This window comes from Rhodoferax sp. GW821-FHT09E07, assembly GCF_059416145.1.
In genome coordinates this window covers 17,661-32,314 of record NZ_JBWKOP010000005.1, presented here as the reverse complement: position 1 = coordinate 32,314, position 14,654 = coordinate 17,661, and the positions used below count along the sequence as shown (strand labels likewise).

The following is a 14,654-nucleotide window of genomic DNA, read 5'->3' as shown; positions in this document are numbered from 1 at the left end:
AAGTAAGGGCCCTCACGCCGCACAGGCTCAACACCCCTTTTACCTACAATCAAGCGATGGAAACGCCTTTGGACGCCTTTGACCGCAAGATTCTGGAGTTTGTGCAACGCGATTGCCAGGTCAATGCAGAAGTGATTGCCGAGGCGGTCGGGCTCTCCGCGTCTGCGGTGCAGCGGCGCCTGCGCCGACTGCGGGCCGAGAAGGTGATTACGGCGGAGGTAGCCATCGTGGACCCGCAAGCCATCGGCCAGCGCATGCAGTTCATCGCTGGCGTCGAGCTCAAGGACAACTACGAAGCCCTGCCACGCATCCGCACCTGGGTGCAAAAAGAACCTGAAGTGCAACAGCTCTTTTATGTGACCGGCGCGGTGGACCTGGTCATGGTCATCCTGAGCAAGAGCGTCAAGGAATACGACGCCTTGTCCGCGCGTTTGATGGCCGAGGTTCCCCAGGTCGTTCGCATGACCACCAATGTGGTGATCGACACGATGAAGTCAGACCTTTACGTGCCGGTGGACGACTGAATCGCCAGAGGCCCAAGACTGCGGCCCGTGCTCAGCCCGCGCGACGGCTCAATGCACAGCTCAAGCCACCAAGATGTAGGCTGGCGGCCCTTCGAAGTCCGCTTTGCCCAGGGGTATGCCCTTGGCACGCAGCAATGCATAGACCATGGAGAGATGGAACAGCGCATTGGGCACGGCATATCGCTCCAAAAAGGCAGTGGCGACGAACTGCCGCGCGTTACCGGCGCGGCGCACCGTCAGTAGGGTGTCGGGCGGCAGCCACTGCGCGGGCGCTGCCATCACTTGCGCCTCACGCTGTGCCGCATCCACACGCGCCACAGCCTCCTCCGGCGTGTGGCAGGGCGAGGCAGGCAGCAAGTCTTCCCCACGGTTGAACACCTTGCCAGTGGCTACGTGGTCCACGCCCGCCAGCAAGGCCACGCTGCCCACCACGCCATCGACCAACACCTCTACCTGGTGGGCCAGATGCAGCATGTCGGGCGCCAGCCGCGCAGCCAGCAATGATTGGTCATCCGGTGCATGGTGTTGCGCCACGCGCAACAGGTGCGCGGCTCGGTCCAAGCTTTGCAAGAGCTGGCGCACACTGGGCGCAAAAGGTGTGGTGTTCATGCTTGCCATTGTGCAGAAACTCGCCGCCCCTACGGCTTGAAACAACTACAACGAATCCAAGATCAAGCGGCTCGCGCAGGTCACAGAGGCTTCACCGGGATGCACAGCTCGCAGCTGAAGGCACCAGTGGCCGGGTCGTAGCGCATGTCGGGCGGCATGTGCTCGAACAGGGGGCGGCCGTCCATCTGCATGCCGCTGGCGGGCAGCCAGTCGCGCAGCAGCTCGGTCCAGGCCAGCGTGAGCTGGGGCACGGTGCCCTCCACCGCTGCCACCGCATAGCGGCCGCCGGGCAGCGTGGTGATGGACACCGGGCTCTTGGCCACAAAGTCATCGGGCACGGCCACGCAGGCGTCGTAGCGGCACTGTGGGGCTGGCGTGATGCCCGGGTCATCCAGCCCGATGCCGTAGCACGAGGCGCCCGGAAGCAGGCCCTGCGCCTCGGCCCAGGGCAAAAAGGTTTGCATCCAGAACTGATGGATGGGCATTCCGTAGGCGCCAATGCGGCGCATGGAGGCCACGCGCACGGCGGGCAATGTGGTGATGCGGACTTGCATGAGAGCGGATTCCTGAAGGTTAAACAGGCCTGCATGGTCGCCGCCAGGTGCCGGCGCGGCCTGATCCATCTTGCTCTGCGCCTGATCCGGATTGCGCTCTGCCAGCCGGCGCGCATGCTGCAGCTGGTGCGCCCAGCGCTGCGGCGTGTTGGCGCGCCAGGCGGTAGGTGTGCAGCCAAAGCGCAGTTTGAAGGCGCGGGCCAGGGCCTCCCCCGAGCCAAAGCCTACATTCAGCGCCACTTCCAGCACGCTCACGCGGGCATTGCCTTCCAGGTGCAGGGCCGCCACTTCCAGGCGCCGGCGGCGCACGTAGTCACCTAGGGTCTCGCCCATCCAGGCGGCAAACATGCGGTGGAAATGGAAGGCCGAGAAGTGCGCCACCTCGGCCAGCGCGGCCAGTTCCAGTGGCGTGTCCAGGTGACGGTCGATATGGTCCAGCACGCGGTTCATGCGCTGGACATACTCCGTTGCGGGGCTGCGGGGCAAAACAGAAGCAGTCATGTCCGGCAGTGTAATGCTCCTATTTTAGGAGCTACTCGTACATATTTCACAAGGACTAGAGGCTTGAAACGCTTATGGCTTGCTGGCCAGCACGGCCCCCAGCCCCAGGGCGGCATCAAAGAAATCTACCACCGCATCCTGGTAGGTGCTGCCAAAGCGCGGCGTGAACGCCTCGATGTGGCCACCGCCGGGCACCGTCATCAAGTGCTTGGGCTCACGGGCCTGCGCCAGCAGGCGTTCGGCATGGGCATGGGGGATGACGGGGTCGGCCGTGCCGTGGATGAGCAGCAACGGCAGCGGCGCGATCTGGCCTACATAGTTGGCGGCGCTGTAGCTATCGTTCATCAGCACGCCGGCGCCACTGACCTTGTCGCTCGCGATGCTGCTGTAGCTGTAGAACGTGGCCTCGATGGCCACGGCCTTGACGCCGCCCCGGTTGCCACTGCCCACGGCGGCAATGGCATTGGTACCGCCCAGACTCTGGCCCAGCACCAGCAGCCGCTCAGGGTTCACGTCGGGGCGGGTGCGTACGTAGTCCAGCGCGGCATTCGCATCCTCAAACACGCCCTTTACGTCGGGCTCGCCCTGCGAAGCGCCGTAGCCGCGATAGTCAAACACGAACACGTTGTAGCCCCGGCGCGGCGACCACGCCACGTACTGCCAGTGGGCGGTCATGTTTTGCGCATTGCCGTGGAAGTGCACCACCGTGCCTTTGGCATCCCGCGGGTTGGCATAACCGGTGGCGGGGATGAACCAGCCCGTGAGCCATGTGCCATCCTTGCTGCGGAAGTTCACCGCGTCAAAGCGCAGCCCCAGGTCGGCGGGGGTGCTGTAGAGAACGCTGTCCGGGTGGTAGAACAGACTTTGCACGCCGCAGCCGCCCAGCAGCGCAACCGCCAGGCACAAAAGCAGGGCCCGCAGCCCACGGGTCAACAGAGGAATGTTCATGGAAGCCGAGTGTAGCGCTCCTGATTTAGGAGCTACCAACGCACGTTCTACGGGGGCTAGGGACCTATTTTCCTTGCAAGCCCGTCAGTTCGCCGGCTTGGGTGGTGGCTTGCCTTGGCTGTCGCCCTGGGGCGGTTGTGCGGGCCGGCAGGCCAGCGGCTTGCCTTCAGGGCCACCGCAGGTACCGGCCAGGGTACCGCGCGGGGTGGTCATGCTGCAGGCCGCACCACTGGCCAGCGACTTGCACGCCGCCAATGCTTCGGGGGGCGGGCCACGGTGGGAGGGGTCCTGACCACTGCCCTGCCCTTCGGGTGGCTTGGGGGGTGCGGTCTGCTGGGCCAGCGCCGCGTAGCACAGCAGGGCAGCGCAAATGGCCAGCGAGGGAGGAAGGGTGCGCATGGTCGGTCTCCTGTATTGCAAGGCCCCAATGTGCACCTGCCATGTTGCGGAATTGTAAATTTGGCGGCGCTCATGTCACCACTTGGTAAAGGGATGCGTCGCCAGGTTGGAATTGAAATAACGCGCGTCGTGGGTCACCTCCTCGCCCAGCCAGTCCGGTCGGGCAAAGGGCTGGTCTTCCGAGGCCAGCTCCACCTCGGCCACCACCAGGCCGGCGTTGTCGCCCGCAAACACATCCACTTCCCAGGTGGTGCCCTGGTGCTGCAACACATAGCGGGTCTTCTCGATCAGCGGGCCGTCGCACAGCGCCAGCAGGGCCTGGGCGTCCGCCAGCGGAATGGGGTATTCAAACTCGGCGCGCGTGGCGCCCACGCTCACGCCCTTGATGGTGAGGAAGGCCGCTTCCCCGGCCACGCGCACCCGCACCGTGCGGGCCTTGTCGCGGTTCAGGTAGCCCTGGCGAAACGGCACGCCGGGTGCCAGTTTCCACGCAGTGTCCGTGACCAAGAATTTGCGTTCGATTTCCAGAGCCATAGCGGCGTGCATCCTTATTGAAAAAAAGGGAAAGCGGTGGCTACACTGGGCGCATGTCCACACCCCGCTCCGTCAACCCTGAAGTGTGCCCGCTGTGCGGCCAGGGGAACCAGTGCGCCATGGAAGTGGAGCGTGCCACTGGCCAGAAGCAACCGCCCTGCTGGTGCACCCAGACCACGTTCAGCGCCGAACTGCTCGCCCAGGTTCCAGACGATGACCGGGGCAAGGCTTGCATTTGCGCCGCCTGCGCGCAAAAGGCCAACGCTGCGTCTATTCCACGCGGTGCAACGCTGCCAGGTTGATCAGGGCAGACAACACTTCCGGCTTGAAACCCACCCGGTTGCGGCTGGCGTCGCTGTAGCCGCCGCTGAGCACCAGCGTCTGCAGGTACTCCACGCAGTCGCGGTGGCCCCAGAATTTTTCGATCGCCAAGGCAATGCGCATGTGGTGCTCGGCAATGATGGCCATCTCGTGGTCGATACGGGCCTGCAGCGGCCGCTCGTGGAATGGCATGGGACGCGTCGGCAAATCTTCCTCTTCCCACTGCAAAGAGGGGAACCCGGTTTCTTGAAAACGTGAGTCTTTGGGATCTGGCACCACGGCCCTTGGTTAGCGTCTTGCCCAGCACTCTACCGCATACGGGCGCAACAATCACGGGGCACAATAAGGCCATGTCCAGCCTGCCCCCTTTCATCGCCCCCGCCCGCTTCACCGACCCGGCCGCCGCGCTGGCCCAGGTACAGCGCATTTACGACAGCAGCATCCAGCACCTGCGCCAGGCCATGCAGCGCTTTGTGGCGGGTGACGACAGTGCCGGCCATGTGCGGGCCTGCTACCCGCTGGTGCGCATCCACACCGACACCGTATCGCGCGCGCCCACCGCCGACAAATCCCTGTTGAGCTATGGGTTTGTCGCCGGGCCCGGCCGTTTTGAGACCACGCTGACCCGCCCTGACCTGTACAGCGGCTACTACCTGGAGCAGTTCAGTCTGCTGCTGCAAAACCATGGCGTGGAGCTGGAGGTAGGCACCAGCAGCCAGCCGATTCCCGTGCATTTCTCGTTTGCCGAACACGACCATGTGGAAGGCAATATGAGTGCCGAGCGCCGCACGTTGATGCGGGACATGTTCGACTTGCCCGACCTGGCCGCCATGGACGACGGCATCGCCAACGGCACCTACGTGCCCAAAGCCGGCGAAGCGCTGCCCCTGGCGCTTTTCACCGCGCCGCGCGTGGACTACTCGCTGCACCGTTTGCGCCACTACAGCGGCACCGGGCCCGAGCATTTCCAGAACTTTGTGCTGTTTACCAACTACCAGTTCTACATCGACGAGTTTGTTCGCATGGGCCATGCGGCCATGGCCGATCCGAACAGCGAATACTGTGCATTTGTGGAGCCCGGCAATGTGGTCACGCGCCGCGTGGGCCTGCCGGCCCAACCCAACGACGCGCTGGGCGCTGCCCCGCCGCGCCTGCCACAGATGCCGGGCTACCACCTGGTGCGCGCGGACAACGCGGGCATCACCATGGTGAATATCGGCGTGGGCCCGGCCAATGCCAAGAACATCACCGATCACATCGCCGTGCTGCGCCCCCATGCCTGGATCATGGTCGGCCACTGCGCCGGCCTGCGTAACAGCCAGCAGCTGGGTGACTATGTGCTGGCCCATGGCTATGTGCGCGAGGACCATGTACTGGATGAAGAGCTGCCGCTGTGGGTGCCGATTCCGGCGCTGGCCGAAGTGCAGTTGGCGCTGGAAAAAGCCGTGGCTGAAGTGACCCAGGTGCAAGGCGCCGCGCTCAAGAGCATCATGCGCACCGGCACCGTGGCCAGCACCGACAACCGCAACTGGGAGCTGCTGCCCGACAACCAGCCCCAGCGCCGTTTCAGCCAAAGCCGCGCCGTGGCGCTGGACATGGAAAGCGCGACCATCGCCGCCAATGGCTTCCGCTTCCGCGTGCCCTACGGAACCCTGCTGTGCGTGAGCGACAAGCCACTGCACGGTGAGATCAAGCTGCCCGGCATGGCCAACCACTTCTACCGTGAGCGCGTGGACCAGCACCTGCGCATCGGCATCCGCGCGCTGGAACTGCTGCGCGCGCAAAGCCTGAACAAGCTGCACAGCCGCAAGTTGCGCAGCTTTGCCGAGGTTGCCTTCCAATAACTTCATGGAGCATCTCAGTGTCCTGACCATCCTGGTACTGACGGCGCTCAACCTGAGCACCGTCTCCATCGCCCTGCCCGCCATCATGGGCAAAGGCATCAGCCGTGCGGCACGCCTGGCGCAGTCCAGCCTGCTGAGCCAGACCATCGGCTGGATGGCCATCATCAGCTCGGGGTTCTTGAGCGGGCATTGGCTAGACCCCGTGCTCTCGACCGTGGCCATGGCCTTTGGCTCGCTGGCCAATTGCCTGATGTTTTTTGCCCTGCGCGAGTGGCTGGGGCACCGCCCCTTCCCGCGCCTGCTCGTGGGCTTGTCCATCGCCATGCCGATTGGCTACGCCCTGGTGTTTGGCAACTACAGCTGGCGCGTGGGCTATGCCAACCTGCTGTTCTCTCTGCAGTTGCTGATCGTCATGCGTGCAGCGCTTTACCCAGCGCGGAATGCCAGCCTGCGCTGGCGCACACTGATTGCCCTGTGCTACGCGGCATTTGCCGTGGCCAACCTGGCGCGCGGGGTGTTGGGTGCATTCTTCCCGGCGCTTTACCCCAGCTTCGATGCACCGCATGTGGTGAACATCGCTGCCCAGATCACCGCCAACGTGGCGCTGGTGCTGACCACCGTGGCCATCCTGGTGGCCTGGCGCGAAGAGGCCGAGGCGCAGCTGCGTGAGCAGGCCTTCACCGACAACGTCACCGGGCTGCTGAACCGGCACGGCTGGGACGACCGGGCCACCGCCCTGTTTGACCAGGCCCGCCGCCACCACACACCGCTGGTCTTGATCCTGCTGGACCTGGACCATTTCAAACGCATCAACGACACCCAGGGCCACGACATGGGCGACCAGGTGCTGCGCATGACCGGCGGCGTGCTGGAGGCCAACCGGCGCAGCAGCGATCTGGCCGCCCGCATTGGCGGGGAAGAATTCGCCCTGCTGCTGCCGCAGACCGACCGCTCGGCAGCCCTGCATGTGGAGCAGCGCCTGCGGCTGGCGCTGCGCGAAGAAGGCATCCAGGAACCCCACATGCGCGTGAACTACAGCGCCGGGCTGGCGCTCCTACAACCAGGGGACCTCAAGCTGTCCGACCTGATGGCACGCGCCGATGCAGCGCTATACCAGGCCAAAGCACAGGGTCGGGGCCGCCTGCTGCAGGCAGACTGAAAGCCCTGCGGCAGAATGGCCGCATGAATGCAAAACTGTTTGAAGTGCAGCACTTGCACAAGCGCTACGGCGACGCAGAAGTCGTCAAAGACCTGTCATTCGAGATTGCGCCCGGCGAGTGCTTGGGAGTCATCGGACCCAACGGCGCAGGCAAAACCACCACCATCCGCATGTGCTTGGGGCACACTGTGCCCGATGGCGGCAGCATCCACGCCATTGGCCTGGAAATGCCGCGTGACGCGCTGGCCATCAAGGCCCAATTGGGCGTCGTCACCCAGTTCGATACGCTGGACCCGGACTTCAGCTGCGCCGAGAACCTGCTGGTCTATGGCCGCTACTTTGGAATGAGGGACGCGGCCATCCGCGCGCGCATTCCGCAGCTGCTGGAGTTTGCCGCCCTCACCCACAAGGCCAACGCCAAGCCTGGCGAACTGTCGGGCGGCATGCGCCGGCGCCTGAGCCTGGCGCGTGCGCTGGTGAACGACCCGAAGCTGTTGTTGCTGGACGAGCCCACCACCGGCCTGGACCCACAAGCCCGCCACCTGATGTGGGAGCGCCTGCAGGTGCTGCTGCAACAGGGCAAGTCCATCTTGTTGACCACCCACTTCATGGACGAGGCCGAACGCCTCTGCAACCGCCTGCTGGTGCTGGACCATGGCAAGAAGATTGCCGAAGGCACCCCGCGTGCCCTGATCGCCCAGCACCTGGAGCCCGACGTGGTGGAGGTGTTTGGCGTGGGTGCGCTGGCGCTGGTGGACGGGCCACTGCGCAGCCTGGCCGCGCGCGTGGAGGTGAGCGGCGAGACCGTGTTCTTCTACACGCAAGATGCCGGTGCTCTGCTGCAGGGCCTGGCGGCCCACCCGCAGCTGCGCACCCTGCACCGCCCAGCCAACCTGGAAGATTTATTTCTGAAACTGACCGGACGCCAGATCCGTGAGGAGGCTTGATATGAGCACCGCATCCACCTACACCCCGCCCAAGCCCCAAAGCATCTGGCGCGCGCCCGAAGTGTCGCTGCGCTTTTGGCCCGTGTTTCTGCGCAACCTGCTGGTCTGGCGCAAGCTGGCCATCCCCAGCCTGGTGGGCAACATTGCCGAACCGCTGATGTGGCTGGTTGCCTTTGGCTACGGCATGGGCGCACTGGTCGGGCAAGTTACCGTCGTCGGCCCCGCGGGCAGTGTGCAGGTACCCTACATCCTGTTTCTGGCCAGCGGCTCCATTTGCATGAGTGCCATGCAGGCTGCGTCGTTTGAAGCGCTGTACTCCGCCTTCAGCCGCATGCATGTGCAAAAGACCTGGGACGGCATCATGAACGCCCCTGTGGCACTGGACGATGTGGTGCTGGCCGAGATGCTGTGGGCCGCGTTCAAGGCCCTGTTCACGGTGACGGCCATCATGGGCGTGATGCTGGCGCTGGGCATCAGCCACAGCCCCAAACTGTTCGTGGCCTGGCCCATCCTGTTCGGCGTGGGCATCACCTTCAGCTGCATCGCTCTCATCTTCAACGCACTAGCCAAGGGGTACGACTTTTTTACCTACTACTTCACGCTGTTCCTCACACCCATGATGTTCCTGAGCGGCGTGTTCTTCCCCTTGGAGCAACTGCCTGTGGTGGTGCGCGTGGTGGCCGACTGGTTGCCACTGTCGAACGCTGTGGCCTTGATTCGACCATTGTTCATGGACCAATGGCCAGCGGAAGCTGCGCGCCATCTGGCAGTGCTGGCGGTGTACGCAGTGGGGTCGTTCTGGATTGCGCTGGCGTTGACGCGAAAGCGGTTTGCGAAGTGAGGTGACGTCCGTTTTGCGGCGAAAGCCGACGTTCAAGAATTCACTCGAACGGGGGATATTCATGAGCAGCATAGCTGGGTATGGTGCTGAAAATGCCTGAAATTTCGACACACAAGTTTTACGACGAAGTTGCAGCTAGGTTCCCTGCACTCTGGCCGCAGATGCCCGAATGGGAGTGGATCAACATTCACGATGGTATGGCACCCAACACGCCAGTAATTTCAGACATGCTGGAGCGAGTCTTCGATGCATCTGAGCTGGTGGTGGTTCTGCACTCAGAGCCAGGAGTAGCCTTTTCACTCTCCAAGTCAGAGGTCGTTGACTACGTCGCAAAGCACATGCTGAAATATGAGATTCAGGTATCAGATCCCATGTTTACCCGCTTTGTCTCGGTGAGCCTTCACGGAGTTGCAACTAGTGACGCTTGATCTCGATTTTCTCGTCCCGCTCCTCCTCGTAGCGCGGGTGTGTCTTGATGTGGCTTCCATGGCCGGGCACATAGCGTCTTACAAGTTGGAGTTCTTCTATTTTGTGTTGTTCGCTGTCACGGCGGGGCTCTTACTCAATGCAGACCTTGGCAATTGGTTTGGTTGGTCAAGTGCAGTTATAGCGACCTACAGTCTTGCTGCATATTTCATTAAGCGAGCCAAATTCTCTGAATCTGCAGCCTGATGGGTTTTGGTCCAGACGCCGCTGAGTCCGCTTTCAGTCTGTAGACGCCTGAGCTCTGGGGAGAAATCAGACCGCCAGATGTTTGGTCAAAGGGCTTCGCCTATTCGCCCTAGGCGACTTCGACGTTGGGCGAATTTCGGTGAAAACTAACCATCAACTTAAATCGAACGAATGAGCTTCCTATGACCAGAATCGTTTTGAAATATTTTGCAGGTTTGCTCGGCACAATGGCAGTGTCTTTAGCCCTCCCCGCAATAGTCCAGGCTCAACCGAAAATTGATGGTGCATGGAGTAATACCTCCTCCACTTTCCAGTTGGATGTGGTCAGTAGTGGAAGCCTAGTCTGCGGCAATTACAACGCAAGAAGTGGTAACAAATTGGACTCCTCGGCTTTTGTGGGCTCGAGGGATGGAAAGGCCATACACGTCTATTTTCGAAACGGCTTCAGCGAAACCAATGCGCAATCGCTTGGTGATGCCCGTCTTTTCCTTGAGCGCGGTCTTCTCAGATGGCACCTGTTAGAAGCACCTTCAGGTGAGAACTATGTCTGGGAAAAGTCCGACCTACATCGAGTAAAGAAAAATCTGACGTCGGAGCAAGTAAAAATGCTTGCGGAACGATGCGCACGACTTGGACGAACATACAAAATCGTTTCACCCGAAAACGCAGCGAAAGTTCTATCTCAGAACTAATGCTGCTAGATATGTATCTGCAAGCGATTCAATGAGTGACAACAGCCGCTTTAGAGAGCAAGCAAAGACCGCAATCAGTCTATTGCTGGCGCGCAAACCTACATGACATCTGCAGACGCCTGTGTTGACAACTCAACAACAGTTGTGCAACAAAACCGGCCTCCAGCCCGCGTATTCGTTGCGCCACTAGCTACCAAATTAATAGCGAATTAGAGCTTGGCCTGCCACGCCGCCTTGATCAAATCTGCCGCCTTCTCCGCAATCATGATTGTTGGCGCATTGGTGTTGCCACTGACCACGCGGGGCATGATGGAGGCATCCACCACGCGCAAGCCTTGGATGCCGTGCACACGCAGTTCGTGGTCCACCACGTCCAGCGGGCCGGGGCCCATGCGGCAGGTGCCTACCGGGTGGTAGACAGTGTCCGCGTTGTCGCGGATGAACTGTTCGATCTCGAAGTCGTTGCGCGCGGCGGCAGACTTGGGGCCCTCTTTGCCACCCAGGGCCGCCAACGCCGGCTGCTGCAGCACGGTGCGCATGAGTTTGAAGCCGCGCACCAGGCGCTCTACGTCGTCGCGCTCGCCCAGAAAGTTCGGGTCGATCAGCGGTGCATCCATCGGGTCTTTGCTGGCCAGGCGCACACTGCCGCGGCTGTAGGGGCGCAGCAGGCACACGTGGCACGAATAGCCGTGGCCCAGCACCGTGCTGCGGCCATGGTTCACCAGCTTGGCGATGGCGAAGTGGAATTGCAGATCGGGCGTGCGCTCGTCCGGTTGGCTTTTGATGAATCCGCCAGCCTCGGCAAAATTGGTGGTGAGCATGCCGGTGCGTTGCTTGCGCCACTCAAAGATGCCGCGCAGTGCATTGGCCAGTCCTTTGAATGACACGCCAAAGGTTTCCGTCAGTTGCGGGGCGTTCACCATCTGCACCACGTCGATGTGGTCGTGCAGATGTTGCCCCACGCCGGGCAGGTCGTGCAGCGTGGCAATTCCCTTTTCCACCAAATGTTGGCGCGGACCAATGCCGGAAAGCATGAGGATCTGCGGGGATTGCAGCGCGCCCGCGCACAGCAGCACCTCGCGGCTGGCACGCAGCTCTTTCATTTCGCCTTCGTGCAGGAACTGCACACCCACGGCCCGCTTGTGCTCCAGCAGGATGCGCGTGGTGTGCGCGCCCGTGAATACATGCAGGTTGGGTCGCCCCAAGTTCGGTGTGAGATAGCCCTTGGCTGCGCTGAAGCGCTCGCCATTCTTGTGCGTTACCTGGTAGACGCCCACGCCCTCCTGGCTGTCGCCATTGAAGTCGCGGTTGACGGGGTAGCCAGCCTGGCGCCCGGCCTCCACAAACAGCGGGCCCAGGCGGTTGGGCGTCGTCAGGTCCTGCACATGCAGGGGGCCGCCCTGACCGTGGAAGGCGTCGGCGCCGCGGTCGTTGTCCTCGGCCTTTTTGAAATACGGCAGCACGTCCGCGTAGCTCCAGCCGGGGTTGCCCTCAGAAGCCCAGTGGTCGTAGTCTTCCTTCTGGCCACGGATATAGATCATGGCATTCACCGAGCTCGAGCCGCCCAGCACCTTGCCACGCGGCTGGTAGCCGCTGCGCCCGTTCAGGCCCGGCTGGGCTGTGGTGTCGAACTTCCAGTTGGCCTGGCCATTCTTGGCCAACACGGCCAGTCCGGCCGGACAGTGGATCAGCACGCTGCTGTCAACCGGGCCGGCTTCCAGCAGGGCCACGTTTACCGTGGAGTCTTCGCTCAGGCGCGCCGCCAACACGCAACCGGCCGAGCCACCGCCAACAATGATGTAGTCAAACACGCGCCGTCTCCTCTGAAGGTGGCGTTGACGTTACCGCACGGGGCACAGCGCTGCCAAGCCCGGTTTACCCTTGCAAAGGGACAGACACAATTTTTTGCAATTTGTATTGCACGCAATTTAATTGCTTGCTATAATTCAACCCATGCCAAGCAACCGTGCCATCTCCGCTAACGACGCCGCCCTGCGGCTGGACAACCAGCTGTGCTTTGCGCTGTACTCCACCTCGCTGGCCATGACCAAGTTGTACAAGCCGCTGCTGGAGGAACTGCAGCTGACCTACCCGCAGTACCTGGTGATGATGGTGCTGTGGGAACAAGACGGCCTGAGTGTCTCGGCCTTGGGCGAACGCCTGTTTCTGGATTCCGGCACCCTTACCCCGCTGCTCAAGCGCATGGAGCAAGCCGAGTTGCTGAGCCGCCAGCGCAGCGCCGCCGATGAGCGCCGCGTGGAAGTGTTTCTGACTGCCAAAGGCCGTGCCCTCAAGCTGCAGGCCACCCGCATTCCCGCTTGTGTGCTGGCCGCGGCCGACTGCCCGCTGGACGAGCTCATGAGCCTGACCCAGCAGGTACAAGCCCTGCGACAGCGCTTGACCGCCACCTGATTTCTCCCCCTCCCATTACCCACCCCGCTGCCAGCTGGCAGCACTTTATGAAAGAAGCGCCATGAGCAACAAGATCGAAAAAGTGATTTACCAAGCCCACGCCAAGTCCACCGGCGGCCGTGACGGCACGACCCGCACTTCCGATGGTCTGCTGGACCTCAAGCTGGCTGTGCCCAAGGAAATGGGAGGCCCCGGCGGCGGTGTGAACCCCGAGCAACTGTTCGCCTCCGGCTACAGCGCCTGCTTCATTGGCGCCATGAAGTTCGTGGCCGGCACACAAAAAATTGCCCTGCCTGCTGACACCAGCATCAACGCCACCGTCGGCATTGGCCAGATCCCCCAGGGCTTTGGCATTGAAGTGCAATTGGAAGTGTCCATCCCTGGCATGGACAAGGCCGCAGCCGAAGCCCTGGTGGCCAAGGCCCACCAGGTCTGCCCCTACTCCAACGCCACCCGCGGCAATATCGACGTGACCATCACCGTGGTCTAAATCGACAGCGCGGTCAGGGCCCTGCGCCCTGTCACCTCGGAGGCCGTACCCGCTTGGCGGGCCCGGCCTTTTGTTTTATGGTGCGGCGCATGCACACCACCGAACTCCGGGTTCGCAAGAACCATCTCGAACAGTCCCAGTTGCACAGCACCACGCTGGGCCCCTTGCAGGCCGGCCAGGTCCGCTTGCGCATTGACCGCTTTGCGCTGACCTCCAACAACATCACCTACGCCGCCTTTGGCGACGCCATGCAGTATTGGCAGTTCTTTCCCGTCACGGATGACGACGCTGCAGCGTGGGGCTGCATTCCCGTGTGGGGCTTTGGCACCGTGGTGCAGAGCCAGCATGCCGAGGTGCCCGTGGGCGAACGCGTGTACGGCTACTTCCCCATGGCCAGCGCAGTGGATCTGACACCGGGCAAGGTCAACGCTGGCGGCTGGTCCGATGTGGCGCCCCACCGTGCCACGCTGCACGCGGTCTATAACCAATACACCCGCTGCGCCACTGACCCGTTCTACACGGCCAGCACCGAGGACATCCAGGCCCTGCTGCGGCCGCTGTTCATCACCTCATGGCTGATTGACGACTTTCTGCACGACAACGCCTGGTTCGGCGCCACCGACACGGGCCGCGCCGCCATCCTGCTGTCCAGCGCCTCCAGCAAAACTGCGTACGGCACCGCCTTCCAGCTCGCGCAGCGCGAGGGCATTGAGGTGATCGGCTTGACCTCGGAGCGCAATGTGGCGTTTTGCGAAAGTCTGGGCGTCTACCACCGCGTGCTGACCTATGCGCAGCTGGACCAAATAGCGCCAGGCACGCCCTCCATTTACGTCGACTTTGCTGGCAATGCAGCGTTCCGAAAGGCGCTGCACACGCACTGCTCGGCGCTGGTGTACAGCAGCTCCATTGGCGGCACCCATGTGGCCGAGCTGGGTGGTGGAAAAGACCTGCCGGGGCCGCGCCCCACGCTGTTCTTTGCGCCCGCGCAAATCAAGAAGCGCAGCCTGGAATGGGGCGGCGCCGAACTGGGTCGCCGGCTGCTGCAGTCCTGGCAAGCCTTCACCGCGAAGGTTGCCAACCCGGTCCAGCCCTGGCTGCAGGTGCAGCACCACACGGGGCCAGAGGCGGTGCAGACGGCTTACGCCGCCATTCTGGCGGGCGAGGGCAATCCGCGCGGTGGGCACATCCTGTCGCTGTAGCGCACCGG

Annotated in this window: 18 protein-coding genes; 11 read left to right on the top strand and 7 right to left on the bottom strand. The window is 62.6% G+C overall.

What is annotated here, in order from left to right; all coding sequences use genetic code 11:
• Positions 1–56: 56 nt before the first annotated feature.
• A complete protein-coding gene (locus tag AC07OE_RS10560) occupies positions 57–524 on the top strand; it encodes an Lrp/AsnC family transcriptional regulator (protein ID WP_495070528.1) in 468 nt (155 codons plus the stop codon).
• A gap of 60 nt (positions 525–584) precedes the next feature.
• On the opposite strand, the gene AC07OE_RS10555 is transcribed toward AC07OE_RS10560, so the two are convergent.
• The 5 genes from AC07OE_RS10555 to AC07OE_RS10535 all read right to left on the bottom strand — a co-directional run bounded on the left by AC07OE_RS10555 (position 585) and on the right by AC07OE_RS10535 (position 4,069).
• Complete coding sequence (locus AC07OE_RS10555; RefSeq protein WP_495070527.1) at positions 585–1,133, bottom strand: DUF1993 family protein; 549 nt, start codon at positions 1,131–1,133, stop codon at positions 585–587.
• Between the two features lie 80 nt (positions 1,134–1,213).
• Complete coding sequence (locus AC07OE_RS10550; RefSeq protein WP_495070526.1) at positions 1,214–2,188, bottom strand: AraC family transcriptional regulator; 975 nt, start codon at positions 2,186–2,188, stop codon at positions 1,214–1,216.
• Positions 2,189–2,260: 72 nt separating this feature from the next.
• A complete protein-coding gene (locus AC07OE_RS10545; RefSeq protein ID WP_495070525.1) occupies positions 2,261–3,136 on the bottom strand; it encodes an alpha/beta hydrolase in 876 nt (291 codons plus the stop codon).
• 84 nt (positions 3,137–3,220) lie between these two features.
• Complete coding sequence (locus tag AC07OE_RS10540) at positions 3,221–3,535, bottom strand: hypothetical protein (protein WP_495070524.1); 315 nt, start codon at positions 3,533–3,535, stop codon at positions 3,221–3,223.
• A 75-nt stretch (positions 3,536–3,610) separates the two neighbouring features.
• On the bottom strand, positions 3,611–4,069 hold the full coding sequence (locus AC07OE_RS10535; RefSeq protein ID WP_495070523.1) for a CYTH domain-containing protein: 459 nt from the start codon (positions 4,067–4,069) through the stop codon (positions 3,611–3,613).
• Between the two features lie 53 nt (positions 4,070–4,122).
• Here AC07OE_RS10535 and AC07OE_RS10530 point away from each other — a divergent pair, with 53 nt between their 5' ends.
• Entirely contained in the window at positions 4,123–4,371 is a 249-nt protein-coding gene (locus AC07OE_RS10530) for a cysteine-rich CWC family protein (RefSeq protein WP_495070522.1), read from the top strand.
• Here the strand turns inward: AC07OE_RS10530 and AC07OE_RS10525 are convergent.
• Entirely contained in the window at positions 4,340–4,582 is a 243-nt protein-coding gene (locus tag AC07OE_RS10525) for a hypothetical protein (RefSeq protein WP_495070521.1), read from the bottom strand. The genes AC07OE_RS10530 and AC07OE_RS10525 overlap by 32 nt on opposite strands.
• A 158-nt stretch (positions 4,583–4,740) precedes the next feature.
• On the opposite strand from AC07OE_RS10525, the gene AC07OE_RS10520 reads away from it, so the two are divergent.
• From AC07OE_RS10520 to AC07OE_RS10495, 6 genes are all read left to right on the top strand, one after another.
• Complete coding sequence (locus AC07OE_RS10520; protein ID WP_495070520.1) at positions 4,741–6,234, top strand: AMP nucleosidase; 1,494 nt, start codon at positions 4,741–4,743, stop codon at positions 6,232–6,234.
• A 4-nt stretch (positions 6,235–6,238) separates the two neighbouring features.
• Complete coding sequence (locus AC07OE_RS10515; RefSeq protein ID WP_495070519.1) at positions 6,239–7,393, top strand: GGDEF domain-containing protein; 1,155 nt, start codon at positions 6,239–6,241, stop codon at positions 7,391–7,393.
• A gap of 23 nt (positions 7,394–7,416) precedes the next feature.
• Complete coding sequence (locus AC07OE_RS10510; protein ID WP_495070518.1) at positions 7,417–8,340, top strand: ATP-binding cassette domain-containing protein; 924 nt, start codon at positions 7,417–7,419, stop codon at positions 8,338–8,340.
• 1 nt (position 8,341) lies between these two features.
• Positions 8,342–9,181, top strand: coding sequence for an ABC transporter permease (locus tag AC07OE_RS10505; RefSeq protein WP_495070517.1), 840 nt, complete (start codon positions 8,342–8,344; stop codon positions 9,179–9,181).
• A gap of 80 nt (positions 9,182–9,261) precedes the next feature.
• Entirely contained in the window at positions 9,262–9,609 is a 348-nt protein-coding gene (locus AC07OE_RS10500; RefSeq protein ID WP_495070516.1) for a hypothetical protein, read from the top strand.
• Positions 9,610–10,035: 426 nt separating this feature from the next.
• Positions 10,036–10,545: a hypothetical protein gene (locus tag AC07OE_RS10495; protein WP_495070515.1), complete on the top strand. Its 510-nt coding sequence runs from the start codon at positions 10,036–10,038 to the stop codon at positions 10,543–10,545.
• A gap of 209 nt (positions 10,546–10,754) precedes the next feature.
• On the opposite strand, the gene AC07OE_RS10490 is transcribed toward AC07OE_RS10495, so the two are convergent.
• The gene (locus AC07OE_RS10490) at positions 10,755–12,356 is read right to left on the bottom strand and encodes a GMC family oxidoreductase (protein ID WP_495070514.1); all 1,602 of its coding nucleotides are present in this window, start codon (positions 12,354–12,356) and stop codon (positions 10,755–10,757) included.
• Positions 12,357–12,498: 142 nt separating this feature from the next.
• Here AC07OE_RS10490 and AC07OE_RS10485 point away from each other — a divergent pair, with 142 nt between their 5' ends.
• From AC07OE_RS10485 to AC07OE_RS10475, 3 genes are all read left to right on the top strand, one after another.
• On the top strand, positions 12,499–12,957 hold the full coding sequence (locus AC07OE_RS10485) for a MarR family winged helix-turn-helix transcriptional regulator (protein ID WP_495070513.1): 459 nt from the start codon (positions 12,499–12,501) through the stop codon (positions 12,955–12,957).
• A 61-nt stretch (positions 12,958–13,018) separates the two neighbouring features.
• Entirely contained in the window at positions 13,019–13,447 is a 429-nt protein-coding gene (locus tag AC07OE_RS10480) for an organic hydroperoxide resistance protein (protein WP_495070512.1), read from the top strand.
• Positions 13,448–13,536: 89 nt separating this feature from the next.
• The gene (locus AC07OE_RS10475) at positions 13,537–14,646 is read left to right on the top strand and encodes a DUF2855 family protein (RefSeq protein WP_495070511.1); all 1,110 of its coding nucleotides are present in this window, start codon (positions 13,537–13,539) and stop codon (positions 14,644–14,646) included.
• Positions 14,647–14,654: the final 8 nt, after the last annotated feature.